Below are 20,447 nucleotides of genomic sequence, written 5' to 3'. Positions count from 1 at the left end.
CTCATGTCCGATGCATGGATATCGGTCGATTTCAGCGCCCTCATCGACAGCTTCTGGGCCACGACCTTCGACGGACTCACCCTGGGAGCGATCTACGCTCTCGTCGCCCTCGGGTACACCCTCGTCTACGGTGTGCTCAACCTCATCAACTTCGCCCACTCCGAGGTCTTCATCGCCGGAGCCTTCGCCGTGGTCTTCTTCCTCAGCGCATTGGGGTTCGGCCCCTCGGCACCGACGCTGCCGCTCGGGATGCTCATCCTCGACCTCGTCCTCGCGGGCATCATCGCGATGGTCGTCTCGGGAGGCACGGCGATCCTCGTCGAGCGCGTCGCCTACAAACCGCTGCGCGACCGCGGCGCCTCCCGGCTCGCGTTCCTCATCTCCGCGATCGGCATCTCCTTCGTGCTCCAGTACCTGTTCTTCGGCTGGCGCGGTGCGAACGCCGAGCCGAGCGTGACGATGTTCCGCCCCGAACCGATCTTCGAGGTGTTCGGCGCGATCATCGACTCGCAGCAGCTGACCATCGTCATCGCCGCCGTGATCATGATGGTGTGCGTCGACCAGCTCGTGCGCCGGACCAAGCTCGGCCGCGGCATCCGCGCCGTCGCCCAGGACCCCGACACCGCGACGCTCATGGGCGTCAACCGGGAGCGCATCATCATCGCGACGTTCGCGATCGGGGGTCTGCTCGCGGGAGCCGCCGCGCTCTTCTACGTCATGCGCGTGCCCTCCGGGGTGTTCTACATGGGCGGATTCATCCTCGGCATCAAGGCCTTCACCGCCGCGGTGCTCGGCGGGATCGGCAACGTCCGCGGCGCACTGCTCGGGGGCCTGCTCGTCGGCCTCATCGGCAACTACGGAGCCACCATCCTCGGTGACTCGCAATGGACCGACGTCGTCATCTTCGTCGTCCTCATCCTCGTGCTCATGATCCGGCCCAACGGAATCCTGGGCTCCAACCTGGGAGAAGCGAGAGTCTGATGTCAGCACACAGTCCCCTGAAGTCCGTCGCCGCGAAGCAGGCGGCCGCCGACAAGAAGCTCGGGCACAAGCGACCGGGCTGGTGGATGCGGACGAAGATGTGGTGGAACGATCGGTCCCGCTGGCAGCAGTGGCTGATCCTCCTCGTCGTCGTCGTCCTCGCCTACCTCCTGCCCGTCATCAATCCGCCCCTGATCACGACGGAGCCCGCGAACGACTTCGCGATCTCCTGCTTCAACATGGCCCTCTACGCCCTCGTGGCCCTCGGCCTCAACGTCGTCGTCGGTCAGGCGGGCCTGCTCGACCTCGGCTACATCGGGTTCTTCGCCGTCGGCGCCTACACCGCCTCGCTGTGGACGTCGCCGGACTCCGCGCTCGTCCACATCCCGTACCTGTGGACGCTGCCGCTGGCGATGATCGTCACCGTCGTCTTCGGCATCGCGCTCGGGATCCCGACCCTGCGGCTGCGCGGCGACTACCTCGCGATCGTCACCCTCGGCTTCGGGGAGATCATCCGCCTGCTCGCCACGATCGTCCCCGCCCTCAAAGGCAATGTCGGCTTCCAGAACGTCGGGCGCCCGCCCGGCGAGGTCGACGGCACCCCGATCTTCACCGCCTCGAACGGCCTGCCGTGGTACTGGCTGACCGTGACGATCATCATCCTCGTCATGCTCCTGCTCGGGAACCTCGAACGCTCGCGGGTCGGACGCGCCTGGTTCGCGATCCGGGAGGACGAGGACGCCGCCGAGATCATGGGAGTGCCGACGTTCCGCTTCAAGCTCGCCGCGTTCGGCACCGGAGCCGCCCTGGGCGGCCTGTCCGGGGCGCTGCTCGCCGGGCAGGTCGGCTTCGTCAACAACCAGAAGTTCGACGTCGCGACGTCGATCCTGTTCCTCGCCGCGGTCATCCTCGGCGGGCAGGGCAACAAGGTCGGCGTCATCATCGGCGGGGCCATCGTCGCGTACATCCCGCTGCGTTTCACCGCACTGGGCGGATGGAAGTACGAGATCTTCGGGGTCGTGCTCGTCCTGCTCATGATCTTCCGCGCCCAGGGACTGTTCGGGAAGATGCCGAAGCTGCTCACCTATTCGGCGCGGATCCGTCGGGTCTTCCACCGTGAGGGCCCCGGCGAGAGCGCAGGCGGGTCCGACGACCAGGCGACGGCTGCGACCCCACGCGCGGGCGAGGAGCCCGCGGGAAGGAAGGACGACGATGAACGCTGAGCTGAGACTGCCCGACCCGGACAACCTCACCGAGGTCGCCGCCGAGCGGGAGATCGCCGTCGCCGAAGGGGACACCCTCGTCAGGGTGAAGGATCTCAGCGTCGTCTTCGGCGGGCTGACCGCGCTCGACTCCGTGACGTTCGACATCCGCCGCGGGGAGATCCTCGGCCTCATCGGACCCAACGGTGCGGGGAAGACGACGTGCTTCAACGCGATGACGGGGGTGTACAAGGCCTCGCAGGGCAGCGTGACCCTCGAGGGGAACTCGCTGCTCGGGCTGAAGAAGCACCGGATCACCCGCCTGGGGCTCGCCCGGACCTTCCAGAACATCCGCCTCTTCGGCGAGATGTCGGCACTGGAGAACGTCGCCGTGGGACTCGACGCCCGACACAAGTCGGGGATGATCAGCGCGATGCTGCGCACCCCTCGCCACTACCGGGAGGAGAAGCAGATCATCACCCGCGGCATGGAGCTCCTCGAGTTCGTGGGGATCGCCGACCGCGCCTTCGACAAGTCGAAGGACCTGCCGTACGGCTACCAGCGCCGGCTCGAGATCGCCCGCGCGCTGGCCACGGACCCGAAGCTGCTGTGCCTCGACGAACCGGCGGCCGGCTTCAACCCCGCGGAGAAGGAGGAACTGATGGGTCTCATCCGCGCCGTGCGCGACGAGGGCTACACCGTGCTCCTCATCGAACACGACATGAAGCTCGTCATGGGCGTCACGGATCGCATCGTGGTCCTCGAGTTCGGAAAGAAGATCGCCGACGACGTGCCGTCCGCGATCCGCGAGGACCCCGCTGTCATCGCCGCCTACCTGGGACAGGAGGAGCCCGATGGCTCTGCTTGAGATCAAGGACCTCGAGGTCCGCTACGGCCGCATCAAGGCCATCGAGCACTTCGACGTCGAGGTCGACGAAGGGGAGATCGTCGTCCTCATCGGCGCCAACGGCGCGGGGAAGACGACGACGATGCGCGCGGCCTCGGGGCTGCTCGCCGCCCGCCACGGCTCCATCACCTTCAAGGGCGAGGACATCACCAGGCTCAAGGGGCACACGCGGGTCGCCAAGGGCATCTCGCTCGTCCCCGAGGGGCGCGGGATCTTCCCCGGGATGACGGTGCGGGAGAACCTCGACATGGGGACCTACGCCGTCAAGGCGAAGAGCTCCGAGGCGGAGTACGACCGGGTGTTCGAGCTGTTCCCCCGGCTCAAGGAGCGCATCACCCAGCTCGGGGGGACGATGTCCGGCGGAGAGCAGCAGATGCTCGCGATCGGACGCGCCCTCATGGCCAAGCCCGAGGTCCTCCTCCTCGACGAACCGTCGATGGGGCTGGCCCCGCAGTTCATCCGGCAGATCTTCTCGATCATCCGGGAGATCAACTCGCAGGGGACGACGATCCTCCTCGTCGAGCAGAACGCGAACCAGGCTCTGGCCGTGGCCGACCGCGCGTGCGTGCTCGAAGCGGGACGACTGACGAAGACCGGCACGGGCAAGGAGCTGCTCGCCGACAGCTCGATCCGCGACGTCTACCTCGGGGGCGGCTGAGATCGCGACGGTGTGAGGGGCCTGTGCCGCGTCAGGGGCGGGCGCTAGGGTTGGACCATGAACTCAGCACGTCCCCTGCCGGCCATCGGCCACCGCCCCGAGGTGTCGCGCACCGTCGCCCCGTTCGAAGTCGTCTCCGAGTACTCCCCGTCGGGTGATCAGCCGGCGGCGATCGCGGAGATCGCGCGCCGGCTCGACGACGGAGAGAAGGACATCGTCCTCCTCGGCGCGACCGGCACCGGCAAGTCCGCGACGACCGCGTGGCTCATCGAGCAGGTGCAGCGCCCGACCCTGATCATGGCGCCGAACAAGACGCTGGCGGCGCAGCTGGCGAACGAGTTCCGCCAGCTGCTGCCGCACAACGCGGTCGAGTACTTCGTCTCCTACTACGACTACTACCAGCCGGAGGCCTACGTCCCGCAGACGGACACGTTCATCGAGAAGGACTCCTCGATCAACGACGAGGTCGAGCGCCTCCGCCATTCGGCGACGAACTCCCTGCTCACCCGCCGCGACGTCGTCGTCGTCTCCACCGTCTCCTGCATCTACGGCCTCGGCACCCCCGAGGAGTACGTCGACAGGATGGTCACGCTCCAGCGGGGACAGGAGTGCGATCGAGACGAGCTGCTCAAGCGGTTCGTCTCGATGCAGTACGCGCGCAACGACATGGCCTTCACCCGCGGCACCTTCCGGGTCCGCGGCGACACGGTCGAGATCATCCCGCAGTACGAGGAGCTCGCCCTGCGCATCGAGTTCTTCGGCGACGAGATCGAGTCCCTGCAGACCCTCCACCCCCTGACGGGTGAGATCATCCGCGACGAGGAGACCATCCACGTCTTCCCCGCCACCCACTACGTGGCCGGCGAGGACCGGATGGCGCGGGCGATCAGCGAGATCGAGGAGGAGCTCCAGGCGCGGCTGAGCGAGTTCGAGGCCCAGAACAAGCTCCTCGAGGCGCAGCGCCTGAAGATGCGCACGAGCTACGACCTCGAGATGATGGAGTCGATGGGCTTCACCTCGGGGATCGAGAACTACTCCCGCCACATCGACGGCCGGCCGGCCGGCTCCGCCCCGAACTGCCTCCTCGACTACTTCCCCGAGGACTTCCTCCTCGTCATCGACGAGTCCCATGTCACCGTTCCGCAGATCGGCGGCATGTACGAGGGCGACATGTCCCGGAAGCGCACTCTCGTCGAGCACGGCTTCCGGCTGCCGAGCGCGATGGACAACCGGCCGCTGAAGTTCGACGAGTTCAGGGAGCGGGTGGGCCAGACCGTCTATCTCTCCGCGACCCCCGGCGACTTCGAGCTCGAGCGCAGCAACGGGTACGTCGAGCAGATCATCCGCCCCACCGGCCTCATCGACCCCGAGGTCGTCGTCAAGCCGACGAAGGGTCAGATCGACGACCTCCTCGGCGAGATCAGGACCCGGGTCGAGCGGCGCGAACGCGTGCTGGTGACGACGCTGACGAAGAAGATGGCCGAGGACCTCACCGACTACCTCCTCGATCACGACGTGCGCGTCCAGTACCTCCATTCGGACGTCGACACCCTGCGCCGCGTCGAGCTGCTCACCGAGCTGCGGGCCGGGGAGTTCGACGTCCTCGTCGGCATCAACCTCCTCCGCGAGGGACTCGACCTGCCCGAGGTGTCGCTCGTGGCGATCCTCGACGCGGACAAGGAGGGCTTCCTCCGCTCGTCGACCTCGCTGATCCAGACGATCGGCCGTGCGGCCCGCAACATCAACGGCGAGGTCCACATGTACGCCGACACGATCACCCGGTCGATGCGGGAGGCGATCGACGAGACCAACCGACGGCGCGAGAAGCAGCGGCGCCACAACGAGGAGCACGGCATCGACCCGACCCCGCTGGTCAAGAAGATCGCCGACATCACCGAGAGGCTGCAGCGGGAGGACGCCGACACCCGCGAGCTCCTCACGGAGTTCGACTACGGCAAGGGCAAGCGCGGCTACAACTCGACCCTCACCGAGGAGCAGCGCCAGGCCACGGGGAAGACCGGCTCCCTGCGCCCGCCGGCCGCCGACCTCACCGAGCTCATCGAGTCGCTGACCTCGCAGATGCACGCCGCCGCCGCGGAGCTCCAGTTCGAGCTCGCCGCCCGGCTCCGGGACGAGCTGTCCGAGCTCAAGCAGGAGCTGCGGCAGATGAAGGAGGCGGGGCACGCCTGAGCGCGGACGCCCATGCGGCGGTTGAGCGCCGGCACGACTATACTGGAGCCTGGCGAAAGGGAGTATCCCGTCCATCCGTGCTCGTCACCACGACCCCTCCGCGGGTCCGGGCGCGGAGCGCACGCCGCCGCTGAGAAGCGGTCACAGCGTGGGAGAGACTTTCGGCACGGATTCACCACCGTCCTCACGAAAGGCATCCATGGATACTCTGTCCTCGACACTCGCGGCAGGCGAGACCGCCGCCGCGAGCGGGTCGGTCATCCCCATGTGGTTCATGATCGGCTCGGGCATCGCGGTCGTCGCGATCCTCATCTTCGACCTCCTGCTCGTCGTCAAGCGCCCCCACGTCCCGACGATGAGGGAAGCGGGCATCTGGGTCGGCTTCTACGTCTTCCTCGCCCTCGTCTTCGCCGGAGCGCTCTTCGCCATCGGCGACGCCCAGCACGGCAGCGAGTTCCTCACCGGCTGGCTGCTCGAGTACTCGCTGAGCATCGACAACCTGTTCGTCTTCATCATCATCATGACGAGCTTCGGGGTGCCGAGGAAGTACCAGCAGGAAGTCCTCATGGTGGGCATCATCATCGCGATCGTCTTCCGCGGCATCTTCATCGTCGCCGGTGCGGCGATCATCAGCGCCTTCGTCGAGGTCTTCTTCCTCTTCGGCATCTTCCTCCTCATCGTCGCCTACCGTCAGGCCTTCAGCGGCGAGGACGACGAGAACGCGGAGAACGGGCTCATCCGCCTCCTGAGGAAGAAGATCAACGTCGTCGACGAGTTCCACGGCAACAAGCTGCGGGTGGAGATCGAGGGCACGAAGTACTGGACCCCGATGTTCATCGTGTTCATCGCGATCGGCTCGACCGACGTCATGTTCGCGCTCGACTCGATCCCCGCGATCTTCGGCGTCACGCAGAACGCGTTCCTCGTCTTCACCGCGAACGTCTTCGCCCTCATGGGGCTGCGCCAGCTCTACTTCCTCCTCGGCGGCCTCGTCGACAAGCTCGTCTACCTCCACTACGGAATCGCGGCGATCCTCGCCTTCATCGGCGTCAAGCTCGTCATCCACGCCCTCCACGAGACCGATTGGGAGTTCCTCGCCTGGGGCCACTCGATCCCGGAGGTGCCGACCTGGCTGTCGCTGAGCTTCATCGTCGTCGCCATGGCGGTCGCGACGATCGCCTCGCTGATGAAGATGAAGAAGGACGGAGTCTCGTTCCGCGACGTCGGTCCGCAGGAATCCGAGACCTCGCACGACTGATCCCGGCTCACGGACGCGCGCCGCTCCCCACGCGAGGGGAGCGGCGCGCACGTGCACTCGGTTCCGGCCGGATCGGGACACCAGGGCCGGGCGCCCGGGGCCGCAGTCCGAACGCTGGGCCCCAGAGACCTCAGGACTCGGAGAACGGTCCGAAGACCGGAGTCCACTCCCGGATCGTCACGGAGTCGATGACGTCGATCGACGCATAGGGGTCCTCGCCGAGGAGGGATTCGACCTCGGCGCGGTCGGCCGCCCGGAACACGAGGAGGCCCCCGGGACCCTCGGGTCCCTCCACCGGGCCGGAGGCGAGGACGACACCGGACTCATGGAGCTCGGACTGCCAGGACCGATGGGCGGGACGGTGGGCCATCCTCGTCTCCGTATCTGACCCATAGACGTAGTTGACGGCAAAGACTGGCATCGATCCCCTCCGGGCTTGCGACAATAGGATGGAATCAGTCTAAACGGAAAGGCAGTTGTGTCTTCAGTGGTGCGCTTGCAGGAGATCCCGGCGGAGTTCGCCGACGAGGACGCGGTCTACGAGGCCTTCGGGCAGTACTGCGAGGAACTGGGGATCGAACCCTACCCCGCCCAGGACGAGGCCATCCTCTCGATCCTCGCCGGTGACAACACGATCGTCGCCACCCCCACCGGATCGGGGAAGTCGCTGGTCGCGCTGTTCGCGCTCTACCAGTCCTTCACCCGCGGCATCCGGGCCTACTACACCGCCCCGCTCAAGGCGCTCGTCAGCGAGAAGTTCTTCGGGCTCATCGATGCGTTCGGGGCCGAGAACGTCGGGATGATCACCGGCGACTCGACCGTCAACGGGGACGCCCCCATCATCTGCGCCACCGCGGAGATCCTCGCGAACCAGGCGCTGCGGGAGGGCGCGCTCCTCGACGTCGGCCTCGTCGTCATGGACGAGTTCCACTACTTCGCCGATCCCACCCGGGGATGGGCCTGGCAGGTGCCGCTGCTCGAGCTGCCGCAGTCGCAGTTCGTCCTCATGTCCGCGACCCTCGGGGACACGACCGAGATCCGCCGGACGATGGAGGAGACCACCGGCCGCGACAGCTCGGTCGTCACCTCGGCGCAGCGTCCCGTGCCGCTCGAGTACGAGTACTCGACCGAGACGCTCTCGGACACCCTGCGCGCTCTCGTGCGCGGCGGCCGGGCCCCCGTCTACGTCGTGTCCTTCGCGCAGTCCGCCGCCGTCGACCTGGCGACCGGACTGCTCTCCGTCGACCTCGCCGGGAAGGAGCAGAAGGCCGCGATCGCCGAGGCGATCAAGGGCTTCCGCTTCGCCAAGGGATTCGGCCAGACCCTGCGCAGGCTCCTCCTCCACGGGGTCGGCGTCCACCACGCGGGAATGCTCCCGAAGTACCGCCGGCTCGTCGAGCAGCTCGCGCTCAAGGGCCTCCTCCTCGTCATCTCCGGCACCGACACGCTCGGCGTCGGCATCAACGTCCCGATCCGATCCGTGCTGCTCACGGGGCTGGCGAAGTTCGACGGGCGGAGGATGCGCCGCCTCAGCGTCCGCGAGTTCCAGCAGCTCGCCGGGCGCGCGGGACGCGCGGGATTCGACACCCGCGGCTACGTCATCGCCCAGGCTCCCGAGCACGTCATCGAGAACCTCCGCGCCGAGGCGAAGGCCGAGACCGACGGCAAGAAGCGGAAGAAGGTGAAGAAGAAGGCGGCACCGGCCGGGTTCGTCGGCTGGTCGGAGGAGACGTTCACCCGGCTCATCGAGTCCGAGGCGGAATCCCTGCGGTCGCGGATGCGCATCGACCACTCGACGATCCTCAACCTCGTCGCCCGCCCCGGCTCCGATGTGGCGACGATCCGCGACTTCATCGACAAGACGCACGAGAGCCGGGAGCGGCGCCTCGACCTCAAGCTCACCGCCCTGAAGATCGGCCGCACCCTCATCGACGCCGGGCTCATCGTCGAACGGCGGGGACAGCTCGTGCCCACCACGGACCTCGGTCCCCAGTTCGCCCTCAACCAGCCGCTGGCCCCGTTCGTCCTCGCCGCCCTCGACCTCCTCGACCCCGAGGACGAGACGTACGCCCGCGACGTCGTCTCGATCGTCGAGGCGGCCACCCCGGTGCCGTTCGCGATCCTCAAGGGCCAGCTCGACCGGATCAGGCGCGACACCCTCGCCGAGCTCAAGGCCGAGGGGGTCGACTACCAGGACCGGATGGCGATCCTCGACGAGGTCGAGGTCCCCAGACCGCTCGCCGACATCCTCGAACCGTCCTTCGACCACTTCGTCGAGACCCACCCATGGCTGCGGGGAGGGCTCCTCGAACCGAAGTCGGTCGTCCGCGACATGCTCGAGCAGGCGATGGGCTTCAGCCAGTTCGTCGCCTACTACTCCCTGGCCCGGGCCGAGGGCAGCCTGCTGCGCTACCTCACCGACGTGTTCCGCGCGCTCACGCACAATGTGCCGGCCGACCGGAGGACCGACGAGCTCGACACGATCATCGAATGGCTCGGGGAGACGATCGCCCGCACCGACTCGAGCCTCCTCGACGAATGGCGCACCCTGCAGGGGCTGAGCCCCACCGACTTCGCCGACGAGGAGCTGCCGGACCTCGACCGCAGGTTCTCCGAGAACACGAAGGTCTTCACCGCCGAAGTCCGCAACGCCCTGTTCCACCGGGTGCTGCTCGCCGAACGCGGCGACTACGACGAGCTCGGCCGGCTCGACGCCGAGTCCGGGTTCGACGCGAAGGCCTGGGAGGACGCGATCGAGGACTTCTACGACGAGTACGGCGACCTGCGCGTCGACGCCCGCGCCCGCGGGCGGGAATACATCGCGATCGAGGCGGGTTCACAGATCTGGGCCGTGCGACAGACCCTGGCCGATCCCGAGGACAACCGCGACTGGGCGATCGACGCCGAGGTGGACGTCCCGGCGAGCGACGAGGCCGGGGAGATCGTGCTGCGGATCCTGAGAGTCGGGGAGATCGGCTGAACCGGTCCCCGCACGTGGCAGTCGGGTCGGGCGAGGACCGCTCGTGTCAGACCCGCGTAATACAGTGGACGGGTGATGAAAACCAACAGTGATCAGCGATCGGCAGGCGTGTCCCATCTCGACACCCTGTGGGTCAAGGGTGCACGCGCCCACAATCTCAAGAACGTGGAGATCGCCCTGCCCCGCGACTCCATGGTCGTCTTCACGGGACTGTCGGGCTCCGGGAAGTCCTCGCTGGCCTTCGACACGATCTTCGCCGAGGGGCAGCGGCGCTACGTCGAATCGCTGTCCTCGTACGCGCGGATGTTCCTCGGGCAGATGGACAAGCCCGACGTCGACTTCATCGAAGGGCTGTCCCCGGCGGTGTCGATCGACCAGAAGTCGACCTCGCGCAACCCGCGCTCGACCGTCGGCACGATCACCGAGGTCTACGACTTCCTCCGCCTGCTCTGGGCCCGCATCGGGGTCCCGCACTGCCCGATCTGCGGCGAGGTCATCACGAAGCAGACGCCCCAGCAGATCGTCGACCAGCTGCTCGAACTCGAGGAGCGGACGAAGTTCCTCGTCCTCGCCCCCGTCGTGCGCGCCCGCAAGGGCGAGTTCGTCGACCTCTTCACCGACCTCCAGTCGAAGGGCTTCTCCCGCGCGATCGTCGACGGCGAGCAGATCAGCCTCAGCGAACCCCCGCAGCTCGACAAGAAGTACAAGCACACGATCTCCGTCGTCGTCGATCGCCTCGTCGCGAAGCCGGGGATGCGGCCGCGGCTGACGGACTCCGTGGAGACCGCGCTCGGGCTCTCCGACGGCCGGATCGACGTCGACCTCGTCGATCACGGCCTGGTCCGCACGTTCTCCGAGCACATGTCGTGCCCCAACGAGCACCCGCTCACCGTCGACGAGATCGAACCCCGCACCTTCTCCTTCAACTCCCCGTTCGGCGCCTGCCCGACCTGCGACGGCATCGGCACCCGGCTCCAGGTCGACGAGAGCCTCGTCGTCCCCGACGAGGACCTCAGCCTCGGCGAGGGCGCGATCGCCCCGTGGTCCGGGGGCAAGCAGGTCTCGAAGTACTTCAACCGCCTGCTCACCGGCCTCGGCAACGAGCTCGGCTTCGACCTGAAGACCTCCTGGAAGGACCTCACGGCCGCCCAGCGCACCGCGATCCTCACCGGCAAGGACTACGAGGTCCACGTCAAGTACAAGAACCGGTTCGGGCGCGAGCGCACCTACTCGACGGGCTTCGAGGGCGTCTACCAGTACATCCAGCGCAAGCACGAGGAGACCGAGTCCGACTGGTCCCGGGAGCGCTACGAGTCCTACATGCGCGAGATCCCGTGTGCGAGCTGCCAGGGCACGCGCCTCAAGCCGGAGGCCCTGGCCGTCAAGGTCGGGGGCCGGTCCATCGCCGAGGTGGCCGAGCTCGCCCTCGACGAGGCCGCCGAGTTCCTCGGGTCGATGGAGCTGACCGGACGGGACGCCGCCGTGGCCGCGCAGGTGATGAAGGAGATCAACGCCCGCCTCGGGTTCCTCCTCGACGTCGGTCTCGAGTACCTCAGCCTCAACCGGGCCGCCGGCACCCTCTCCGGCGGTGAGGCCCAGCGGATCCGCCTCGCCACCCAGATCGGCTCCGGGCTCGTCGGCGTCCTCTACGTCCTCGACGAGCCCTCGATCGGCCTCCACCAGCGCGACAACCGGCGCCTCATCGACACGCTCATCAAGCTCCGCGACCTCGGCAACACGCTCATCGTCGTCGAGCACGACGAGGACACGATCGCCTCGGCGGACTGGATCGTCGACATCGGACCCGGGGCCGGCGAGCACGGGGGAGAGGTCATCTACTCCGGACCCGTGCCCGGGCTGCGCGAGGCCGACCGCTCGATCACCGGAGCCTACCTCGCGGGACGCCGCGCGATCCGGATCCCCTCGACGAGGCGCCCCGTCGACCGGGACCGGCTCGTCACGGTGGAGAAGGCGAGCGAGAACAACCTGCGCGACGTCACCGTGTCGTTCCCGCTCGGCGTCCTCACCGCGGTCACCGGGGTGTCCGGCTCCGGCAAGTCGACCTTGGTCAACGAGATCCTCTACACGCAGATGGCCAACGTCCTCAACGGCGCCTCCCGGGTGCCGGGGCGACACAAGCGGGTGACCGGGCTCGACAACCTCGACAAGGTCGTCCACGTCGACCAGTCGCCGATCGGTCGCACCCCCCGGTCGAACCCGGCCACGTACACCGGCGTGTTCGACCATGTCCGCCGCCTGTTCGCGGAGACGGAATCGGCGAAGGTCCGCGGCTACCAGCCCGGCCGGTTCTCCTTCAACGTCAAGGGCGGGCGCTGCGAGAACTGCTCGGGCGACGGCACGATCAAGATCGAGATGAACTTCCTCCCCGACGTCTACGTCCCCTGCGAGGTGTGCGGCGGGGCCCGGTACAACCGGGAGACCCTCGAAGTGACGTTCAAGGGCAGGACCATCGCCGAGGTGCTCGAGATGCCGATCGAGGAGGCCGCGGACTTCTTCGCCGCCATCCCCGCCATTTCCCGGCACCTGAGGACGCTCGTCGACGTCGGGCTCGGCTACGTGCGCCTGGGCCAGCCGGCGACGACCCTGTCCGGCGGTGAGGCGCAGCGGGTGAAGCTCGCCGCGGAGCTGCAGAAGCGCTCCCGCGGTCGCACCGTCTACGTGCTCGACGAACCGACGACGGGTCTGCACTTCGAGGACATCTCGAAGCTCCTCCACGTCCTCCAGGGACTCGTCGACAAGGGCAACACCGTCATCGTCATCGAGCACAACCTCGACGTCATCGCCAATGCCGACCACGTCATCGACCTCGGCCCCGAAGGCGGGCGCGGGGGCGGGCAGATCGTCGCCCAGGGGACCCCGGAGGAGGTAGCCGACAACCCGAGGAGCCACACCGGACGGTTCCTGGCCGAGATGCTCGAACGGGAGAGCGTCCATGGCTGATCCGGCGAGCTATCGGCCCGCGACGGGGACGATCCCGACCTCGGCCGGGGTCTACCGGTTCCGCGACCCCGACCGCCGGGTCATCTACGTCGGCAAGGCGAAGAACCTCCGCAACCGGCTCAACTCGTACTTCGCGAACCCGGCCCTGCTGCACCCGCGGACCTCGACGATGGTCCACACCGCGGCCTCGGTGGAATGGACCGTCGTCGACACCGAGGTCGAGGCGCTGCAGCTCGAGTGGACGTGGATCAACGAGTTCAACCCGCGGTTCAACGTCATGTTCCGCGACGACAAGTCCTACCCCTACCTCGCGATCACGATGAACGACGAGGTCCCGCGCGCCTTCATCACCCGCGGGAAGAGGCGCAAGGGCGTCAAGTACTTCGGCCCCTTCGCCCAGGTGTGGGCGATCCGGGACACCCTCGACCTGCTCCTCAAGGCGTTCCCCATGCGCACCTGCACCCCCGGCGTGTACCGTCGCGCCGAGCGCAGCGGCAGACCCTGCCTGCTCGGCTACATCGACAAGTGCGCCGCGCCCTGCGTCGGCCAGATCGGCGTCGAGGAGCATCGGCAGCTCGCCCGCAACGTCGCCGACTTCATGTCCGGCAGCACCGGGCGGTTCATCAGCCACCGTCAGAAGGAGATGGCGGCGGCTGCCGCCGAACTCGACTACGAGCGTGCGGCGAGGCTGCGCGACGAGATCACGGCCCTGCAGAAAGTCCTCGACAAGTCCGCGGTGGTCCTCTCCGTCAGCGCCGACTGCGACGTCTTCGCCCTCGTCACCGAGGAGCTCGAGGCCTCCGTCCAGGTCTTCCACGTCCGCCAGGGACGGATCAGGGGCCAGCGGGGATGGATCATCGAACGCTCCGACGACCACACCCCGGCCCAGCTCACCACCGACTACCTGAGACAGGCATACACGGGACTCGACGCCGAGGCGATTCCGCGCGAGATCCTCGTCGACACCGTCCCCGCCGACCTCGAGTCGCTCGAGGGATGGCTGAGCGGGCAGCGCGGGGCCAAGGTCACCGTCCGTGTGCCCGAGCGAGGGGAGAAGAAGGCGGTGCTCGAGACCGTCGCGAAGAACGCCAAGGAGGCGCTGCTCCAGCACAAGCTCAAGCGATCCTCCGACCTCACCACGCGCAGCACCGCGCTCAGGGAGATCCAGGAGCACCTCGGCCTGCCCGAGGCGCCGCTGCGCATCGAGTGCATCGACATCTCGCACACCCAGGGGTCGAACGTCGTCGCCAGCCTCGTCGTCTTCGAGGACGGACTGGCGAAGAAGCGCGACTACCGGCACTTCGCGATCCACGGGGAGGCGGCCGCCGACGACACCGCCTCGATGTACGACGTCGTGTCCCGCCGGTTCTCCCGCTACCTCGAGACGCTCGGGGACGCAGAGCCCGACGAGCGCTTCGGGTACCGGCCGAGTCTCCTCGTCGTCGACGGCGCGGCCCCGCAGGTCGCTGCCGCCACCCGGGCCCTGTCCGACCTCGGGATCGTCGACATCTCGGTTGTCGGGCTCGCCAAGCGGCTCGAGGAGGTGTGGATCCCCGACGACCCGTTCCCCGTCATCCTTCCGCGCAACTCGGAGGGGCTCTTCCTCATGCAGCGGCTGCGCGACGAGGCCCACCGCTTCGCGATCACCTACCACCGGTCGAAGCGGGCGAAGGCGATGACCTCGTCGGTCCTCGACGACATCCCCGGCCTCGGCGAGTCCAAGCGCAGCGCTCTGCTGCGGCACTTCGGCTCCGTGCGGAAGGTGCGGGAGGCGAGCGTCGAGGAGCTGTGCGAGGTCCGGGGGATCGGACCGGCGCTGGCCGAGAAGATCGCCGCCGCCCTGGAGTGAGGCACCCTGCCCGACTGCAGGGCACGGGTCGGACTGCAATAGAGTAGGGAGCACAACGATGACCCGCAGCAGGGCCGAGGAGGACGTGTGAACGCACAGGCAGAGGCGAACGGATCCGAGCATTCGGTCGAGGTCGTGCTCGTCACCGGGATGTCGGGAGCCGGACGCACCTCGGTGGCGAACGTCCTCGAGGACATGGACTGGTACGTCGTCGACAACCTGCCTCCCCAGATGATGCGCCCGCTCGTCGAGCTCGTCGCCCGTGCGGAGGGTGCGCTGCCGAAGATCGCGATCGTCACCGACTCGAAGGGGCGGGCGAAGTACGGTGAGCTCGAGACGACGATCACCGACTTCCTCGACCAGGGCCTGTCCCTGCGCGTGCTCTTCCTCGACGCCTCCGACGAGGTGCTCGTCCGGCGCTTCGAATCGGTCCGCCGGCCCCACCCCCTGCAGGGCGACGGCACCCTGCTCGAGGGGATCGAGGCGGAGCGGAACTCGATGCAGTCGCTCAAGCGGCGCGCCGACATCATCATCGACACCTCCGACCTCAACGTCCACCAGCTGACCACCGAGGTGCGGCGTCGCTTCGCGACCGAGGACGTCCCCCTGCTGCGCCTGACCGTGATGAGCTTCGGCTTCAAGTACGGGCTGCCGAAGGACGCCGACCACGTCGCCGACGTCCGATTCCTCCCCAACCCGTACTGGATCTCCCACCTGCGTGGGCACAACGGCCTCGACTCCGCGGTGTCCGACTTCGTGCTCGGCCAGAACGGCGCCGAGGAGTTCATCGAGCGCTACACCGAGACCCTCGACGTCGTCGCCCAGGGCTACCTCCGCGAGGGCCGCGGCTACGCTCTCATCGGGATCGGCTGCACAGGCGGCAAGCACCGCTCGGTGGCGATCAGCGAGCGAATCGCCAAGGCCCTCGCCGCGAAGACCGGGATCCCGGTCTCGGTGCGCCACCGCGACCTGGGAAGGGAATGAGATGAAGACCGAGGATCTCCCGCAGATCTCCCCGGCCGTCAAGGACAAGGGACCCAAGATCGTGTCCTTCGGCGGCGGCCACGGGCTCTACGCGGCGCTGCGCGCCTTCCGGCTGCTCACCGAGTCGCTCACCGCGGTGGTCACCGTCGCCGACGACGGGGGCTCCTCGGGCCGACTGCGCGACGAACTCGGCGGACTGCCGCCCGGGGACCTGCGGATGGCGCTGGCCGCGCTGTGCGACGACGGGAACTGGGGCCGGACCTGGCGCGACGTCATCCAGCACCGCTTCGCGTCCACCGGCGACCTCAACGGGCACTCGGTGGGCAACCTGCTCATCGCCGCGCTGTGGCAGATCCACGGCGACCACGTCGCCGGACTCGACTGGATGGCGAAGCTCCTGCGCGCCCACGGGCGGGTGCTGCCGATGTCCTCGGTGCCGCTGACGATCGAGGCCGACGTCCGCTTCGCCGACTCCTTCCAGGTGGTGCGCGGACAGTCGGTGCTCGCCTCGACCCGCGGGCACGTCGAATCCGTCCGTCTCGACCCCGCCGCCCCGCCGGCCCGCTATGAGACCGTCGAGGCCGTCGCCGAGTCCGACGTCCTCAACCTCGGTCCCGGCTCGTGGTACACCTCGGTCATGCCGCACCTCCTCGTCCCCTCCCTGGCGCAGGCGATCGAACGGTCCGCGGCGGTGAAATCCCTCACCCTCAACCTCGGCTCGAGCGACGGAGAGACCCGCGACCTCAGCCTCGGCGAGCACCTCGTCTCCCTCCACCGGCACGCCCCCCGCCTCGTCCTCGACTACGTCCTCGTCGATGAGGCGGCCGTCCGCGCGGAACCGGACCTCGCCGCCCGCGCGGAGGACATGTTCAGCGCCAAGCTGTGGGTCCGGCCGCTGAGCTCGAGGCGGGCGGGTCAGCACGACAGCCTCAAACTCGCGGCGTGCTACCGTGACATGTTGATCGACGCCGGGATCGACGTCGATGAGCAGTGGTAGGAAGAGTGTCAGGAGGACGAACAATGGCATTGACCGCTCAGGTCAAGGATGAGTTGGCGCGGGTGACGATCACCCGCACCTCCGCCCGGAAGGCCGAGGTCTCCGCGATCTTCCGCTTCTCCTCCGCGCTCCACCTCGTCAACGGGTCCATCGTGCTCGAGGCCGAGCTCGACACCGCGCAGGCCGCCAAGCGGCTGCGCAGCGAGATCAAGGAGCTCTACGGGCAGTTCGCCGACATCGTCGTCATCAACGCCGCCGGGATCCGGCGGTCCAACCGCTACCTGCTGCGCGTCACCCGCGACGGGGCGGCCCTGGCCCGGCAGACCGGCCTCGTCGACAACCGGGGACGGCCCGTGCGCGGACTGCCCTCGGCGATCGTCAACGGCTCCGTCGCCGACGCCGAGGCGGCCTGGCGCGGGGCCTTCCTCGCCCACGGATCGCTCACCGAGCCCGGACGCTCCGCCGCCCTCGAGGTCACCTGCCCCGGGCCCGAGGCCGCGCTGGCCCTCGTCGGCGCCGCCCGCCGTCTGGGACTCAGCGCCAAGGCCCGTGAGGTCCGCGGGGTCGACCGGGTCGTCATCCGCGACGGAGACGACATCGCCGCCCTGCTCACCCGGATGGGCTCGCACAGCGCCGTCCTCGTGTGGGAGGAGCGGCGGATGCGCCGGGAGGTCAGGGCGACGGCGAACCGGCTGGCGAACTTCGACGACGCGAACCTGCGCCGCTCGGCCCGCGCCGCGGTCGCCGCCGGGGCCCGGGTCGAGCGGGCGCTGGAGATCCTCGGCCCCGACGTCCCCGAGCATCTGCGCTACGCCGGCCAGCTGCGGGTGACCCACAAGCAGGCCTCCCTCGAGGAGCTCGGCCAGCTCGCCGACCCGCCGATGACGAAGGACGCCGTCGCCGGGCGGATCCGCCGGCTCCTGTCGACGGCCGACAAGCGCGCCGAGGAACTGGGAATCCCGGGAACCGAAGCCAGTCTGACCCCGGAGATGCTCGAAGATCGCTAAGATCGACGCCAGAGCCCGCCTCACTCCACCCACAGTCGAAAGGCCCTCATGAGGACATACTCCGACCCGCAGGAATTCGCGGACCGCACCGTCCTGGTCCGCAGCGACCTCAACGTCCCGATGGACGGGACGACGATCACCGACAAGGGCCGGATCCTGGCCTCCGCGGGCACGATCAGGGAACTCGCCGAGGCGGGCGCCCGGGTCATCGTCATGTCCCACCTCGGCCGGCCCAAGGGCGAGCCCGACCCGCGGTACTCGCTTGCTCCCGTCGCCGGCGAACTCGCCGCCGCGATCGGGCGCGAGGTGGCCTTCGCCTCCGACACCGTCGGCGAGGACGCGCAGGCGAAGGCCCGGGCACTCACCGACGGGGAGGTCCTCCTGCTGGAGAACCTCAGGTTCAACCCGGGGGAGACGTCCAAGGACGATGCCGAGCGCCAGTCCTTCGCCGCCGAGCTCGCCGCGCTGGCCGAGGTCTTCGTCTCCGACGGGTTCGGGGTCGTCCACCGCAAGCAGGCCTCCGTGTTCGACATCGCCGCCCTGCTGCCGCACTACGCCGGCTCCCTCGTCAGGGCCGAGGTCGAGGTCAGCGACCGTCTCCTCAACTCGCCCCGCCGCCCCTTCAGCGTCGTCCTCGGTGGGTCGAAGGTCTCCGACAAGCTCGGGGTCATCGACAACCTCATCGACCGCGCCGACCACCTGCTCATCGGCGGCGGGATGGTCTTCACCTTCCTCGCGGCCCTCGGCCACGACATCGGCTCGAGCCTCGTCGAGTCCGACCGGATCGACGACGTCAGGGACTACCTGCGGCGCGCGGAGGACGGGGGTGCGACGATCCACCTGCCCAGCGACATCGTCATGGCCGCCTCCTTCTCCGCCGACGCCGAGCACTGGGTGTGCCCGGTCGACGCCCTCGAGACGACGCCCGCGGGAACCGCGGCACTCGGCCTCGACATCGGTCCCGTCACCGCCGCCTCCTATGCCCAGGTGATCGAGGACTCCGCGACCGTGTTCTGGAACGGCCCCATGGGCGTGTTCGAGTTCCCCGCCTTCGCGGAGGGAACGAAGACCGTCGCCTCTGCCCTCACCGCCGCCGACGATCGGCTCACCGTCGTCGGGGGAGGGGACTCCGCGGCCGCCGTGCGGGCGCTGGGCTTCTCCGACGACGACTTCGGGCACATCTCCACGGGGGGCGGCGCGAGCCTCGAGTACCTCGAGGGCAAGACGCTGCCCGGACTGGTGGCACTGGGATGAGGACGAGGACGACGATGAGCGACCGGACCCTGCTGCTCGCGGGCAACTGGAAGATGAACCACGACCATCTCGAGGCGATCGCCACCGTGCAGAAGCTCGCGTGGGCGCTCGAGGACGCGAAACTCGACGACAGCTCGTGCGAGGTCGTCGTCATCCCGCCCTTCACCGACCTGCGGTCCGTGCAGACGCTCGTCCAGGGCGACAAGCTGTGGCTGCGGTACGGCGCCCAGGACGTCTCCCGCCACGAGCCCGGCGCGCACACGGGTGAGATCGCCGCGAGCTTCCTCGCGCGGCTCGGCTGCGCCTACGTCGTCGTCGGGCACAGTGAGAGGCGGGCCGACAACCACGAGACGAACGAGGTCGTCGCGGCCAAGCTCAGGGCCGCGCTCGGCCATGACCTCACCCCGATCCTCTGCGTGGGCGAATCCCTGGCCGAGCGCCGGGAGGGTCGGCACGTCGACTTCACCCTGGGGCAGCTCGAGGAGTCGCTGGCCGGGATCGAGGCCACCGACCTCACCGGCCTCGTCATCGCCTACGAACCCGTCTGGGCGATCGGCACCGGGGAGACGGCGACGGCCGCCGACGCCGCCGAGATGGCCGCGGCGATCCGCGGCCGCCTGGCCGAGCGGTACGGAGACGCGGTGGCGGCGGGAACCCGGATCCTCTACGGCGGGTCGGTCAAGACCGACAACGTCGCCGAGATCGTCGCCGCCGCCGACGTCGACGGGGCGCTGGTCGGCGGGGCCAGCCTCAGCGGCCCCGACTTCGCCGCTTTGTGCAAGGCCGCCGTCGGCAAGTAGACTGCCAGTAAACCCCCTGACGAAACATAGGTTGATCTCGACGTGGAAATCCTCAACATCATTCTCATCGTGGTGCTCGTCATCACGAGCATCTTCCTGACCCTCCTCATCCTCATGCACAAGGGCAAGGGCGGAGGCATGTCGGACATGTTCGGCGGCGGGATGTCCTCCTCGCTGGGCTCGTCGGGAGTCGCCGAGCGCAACCTCAACAGGTTCACGACCCTGATGGCCGTCATCTGGGGAGCGAGCATCGTCCTCCTCGGCCTGCTCACCCGCTTCAGCGCCTGAGCACCGGCGCGGCCGGGCATCGGCCGATGAGAGGCTGAGCACCGCCCCACCCGGGCACCGAGACACTCACAGGGCCCCTGCCGTACGGCAGGGGCCCTGTGACATCCACGTCCGCGGACGACCGCGCGGCC

16 protein-coding genes are annotated in these 20,447 nt (G+C 68.5%); 15 read left to right on the top strand and 1 reads right to left on the bottom strand.

Annotated elements, in window-relative coordinates:
* The first annotated feature begins 3 nt into the window (after nt 1-3).
* The 6 genes from DFO65_RS09810 (at nt 4) to DFO65_RS09785 (ending at nt 7,196) form a co-directional block, all read left to right on the top strand.
* Nucleotides 4-981, top strand: a complete 978-nt coding sequence (locus DFO65_RS09810; RefSeq protein ID WP_113904230.1) for a branched-chain amino acid ABC transporter permease — start codon at nt 4-6, stop codon at nt 979-981.
* Entirely contained in the window at nt 981-2,204 is a 1,224-nt protein-coding gene (locus tag DFO65_RS09805) for a branched-chain amino acid ABC transporter permease (RefSeq protein WP_220151279.1), read from the top strand. The genes DFO65_RS09810 and DFO65_RS09805 overlap by 1 nt, the downstream gene beginning before the upstream one ends.
* Nucleotides 2,194-3,051, top strand: a complete 858-nt coding sequence (locus tag DFO65_RS09800) for an ABC transporter ATP-binding protein (protein WP_113904229.1) — start codon at nt 2,194-2,196, stop codon at nt 3,049-3,051. The genes DFO65_RS09805 and DFO65_RS09800 overlap by 11 nt, the downstream gene beginning before the upstream one ends.
* The gene (locus DFO65_RS09795) at nt 3,038-3,748 is read left to right on the top strand and encodes an ABC transporter ATP-binding protein (protein WP_113904228.1); all 711 of its coding nucleotides are present in this window, start codon (nt 3,038-3,040) and stop codon (nt 3,746-3,748) included. Before DFO65_RS09800 ends, DFO65_RS09795 begins: the two co-directional genes overlap by 14 nt.
* A gap of 57 nt (nt 3,749-3,805) precedes the next feature.
* Entirely contained in the window at nt 3,806-5,938 is a 2,133-nt protein-coding gene (uvrB, locus tag DFO65_RS09790; protein ID WP_113904227.1) for an excinuclease ABC subunit UvrB, read from the top strand.
* 199 nt (nt 5,939-6,137) lie between these two features.
* Nucleotides 6,138-7,196: a TerC family protein gene (locus DFO65_RS09785; protein WP_113904226.1), complete on the top strand. Its 1,059-nt coding sequence runs from the start codon at nt 6,138-6,140 to the stop codon at nt 7,194-7,196.
* Between the two features lie 130 nt (nt 7,197-7,326).
* Here the strand turns inward: DFO65_RS09785 and DFO65_RS09780 are convergent, their stop codons facing one another.
* Entirely contained in the window at nt 7,327-7,617 is a 291-nt protein-coding gene (locus DFO65_RS09780) for a YciI family protein (protein WP_113904225.1), read from the bottom strand.
* A 66-nt stretch (nt 7,618-7,683) separates the two neighbouring features.
* On the opposite strand from DFO65_RS09780, the gene DFO65_RS09775 reads away from it, so the two are divergent.
* The 9 genes from DFO65_RS09775 to secG all read left to right on the top strand — a co-directional run bounded on the left by DFO65_RS09775 (nt 7,684) and on the right by secG (nt 20,316).
* Entirely contained in the window at nt 7,684-10,176 is a 2,493-nt protein-coding gene (locus DFO65_RS09775) for a DEAD/DEAH box helicase (protein ID WP_181778683.1), read from the top strand.
* A 75-nt stretch (nt 10,177-10,251) separates the two neighbouring features.
* The gene (gene uvrA / locus DFO65_RS09770; RefSeq protein ID WP_113904223.1) at nt 10,252-13,137 is read left to right on the top strand and encodes an excinuclease ABC subunit UvrA; all 2,886 of its coding nucleotides are present in this window, start codon (nt 10,252-10,254) and stop codon (nt 13,135-13,137) included.
* Nucleotides 13,130-14,986 carry an excinuclease ABC subunit UvrC gene (uvrC, locus tag DFO65_RS09765; RefSeq protein ID WP_113904222.1) on the top strand — a complete coding sequence of 619 codons (1,857 nt, stop codon included), beginning with the start codon at nt 13,130-13,132 and terminating at the stop codon, nt 14,984-14,986. Before uvrA ends, uvrC begins: the two co-directional genes overlap by 8 nt.
* 87 nt (nt 14,987-15,073) lie before the next feature.
* Complete coding sequence (gene rapZ / locus DFO65_RS09760) at nt 15,074-15,970, top strand: RNase adapter RapZ (RefSeq protein ID WP_113904221.1); 897 nt, start codon at nt 15,074-15,076, stop codon at nt 15,968-15,970.
* Between the two features lies 1 nt (nt 15,971).
* Entirely contained in the window at nt 15,972-16,967 is a 996-nt protein-coding gene (locus DFO65_RS09755; RefSeq protein ID WP_113904220.1) for a gluconeogenesis factor YvcK family protein, read from the top strand.
* Nucleotides 16,968-16,990: 23 nt separating this feature from the next.
* The gene (whiA, locus tag DFO65_RS09750) at nt 16,991-17,974 is read left to right on the top strand and encodes a DNA-binding protein WhiA (RefSeq protein ID WP_113904219.1); all 984 of its coding nucleotides are present in this window, start codon (nt 16,991-16,993) and stop codon (nt 17,972-17,974) included.
* Nucleotides 17,975-18,022: 48 nt separating this feature from the next.
* Complete coding sequence (locus DFO65_RS09745; RefSeq protein ID WP_113904218.1) at nt 18,023-19,228, top strand: phosphoglycerate kinase; 1,206 nt, start codon at nt 18,023-18,025, stop codon at nt 19,226-19,228.
* Nucleotides 19,229-19,242: 14 nt separating this feature from the next.
* Nucleotides 19,243-20,028, top strand: a complete 786-nt coding sequence (gene tpiA / locus DFO65_RS09740) for a triose-phosphate isomerase (RefSeq protein ID WP_181778682.1) — start codon at nt 19,243-19,245, stop codon at nt 20,026-20,028.
* Nucleotides 20,029-20,070: 42 nt separating this feature from the next.
* Complete coding sequence (gene secG / locus DFO65_RS09735; protein ID WP_113904216.1) at nt 20,071-20,316, top strand: preprotein translocase subunit SecG; 246 nt, start codon at nt 20,071-20,073, stop codon at nt 20,314-20,316.
* Nucleotides 20,317-20,447 lie beyond the last annotated feature (131 nt).

This window comes from Brevibacterium sanguinis (assembly GCF_003315415.1).
In the GTDB taxonomy this organism is placed as follows: domain Bacteria; phylum Actinomycetota; class Actinomycetes; order Actinomycetales; family Brevibacteriaceae; genus Brevibacterium; species Brevibacterium celere_A.
The sequence above is the reverse complement of the archived record's forward strand: the minus strand, read 5'-3'. Positions and strand labels throughout refer to the sequence as shown.

Coding starts and splice junctions, on each gene's coding strand:
- DFO65_RS09785 (WP_113904226.1), top strand. CDS start 6,138: ATGGATACTCTGTCCTCGACACTCGCGGCAGGCGAGACCGCCGCCGCG.
- tpiA (WP_181778682.1), top strand. CDS start 19,243: ATGAGCGACCGGACCCTGCTGCTCGCGGGCAACTGGAAGATGAACCAC.
- DFO65_RS09795 (WP_113904228.1), top strand. CDS start 3,038: ATGGCTCTGCTTGAGATCAAGGACCTCGAGGTCCGCTACGGCCGCATC.
- uvrA (WP_113904223.1), top strand. CDS start 10,252: ATGAAAACCAACAGTGATCAGCGATCGGCAGGCGTGTCCCATCTCGAC.
- DFO65_RS09805 (WP_220151279.1), top strand. CDS start 981: ATGTCAGCACACAGTCCCCTGAAGTCCGTCGCCGCGAAGCAGGCGGCC.
- DFO65_RS09810 (WP_113904230.1), top strand. CDS start 4: ATGTCCGATGCATGGATATCGGTCGATTTCAGCGCCCTCATCGACAGC.
- DFO65_RS09755 (WP_113904220.1), top strand. CDS start 15,972: ATGAAGACCGAGGATCTCCCGCAGATCTCCCCGGCCGTCAAGGACAAG.
- DFO65_RS09745 (WP_113904218.1), top strand. CDS start 18,023: ATGAGGACATACTCCGACCCGCAGGAATTCGCGGACCGCACCGTCCTG.
- uvrC (WP_113904222.1), top strand. CDS start 13,130: ATGGCTGATCCGGCGAGCTATCGGCCCGCGACGGGGACGATCCCGACC.
- whiA (WP_113904219.1), top strand. CDS start 16,991: ATGGCATTGACCGCTCAGGTCAAGGATGAGTTGGCGCGGGTGACGATC.
- DFO65_RS09800 (WP_113904229.1), top strand. CDS start 2,194: ATGAACGCTGAGCTGAGACTGCCCGACCCGGACAACCTCACCGAGGTC.
- uvrB (WP_113904227.1), top strand. CDS start 3,806: ATGAACTCAGCACGTCCCCTGCCGGCCATCGGCCACCGCCCCGAGGTG.
- DFO65_RS09780 (WP_113904225.1), bottom strand. CDS start 7,617: ATGCCAGTCTTTGCCGTCAACTACGTCTATGGGTCAGATACGGAGACG.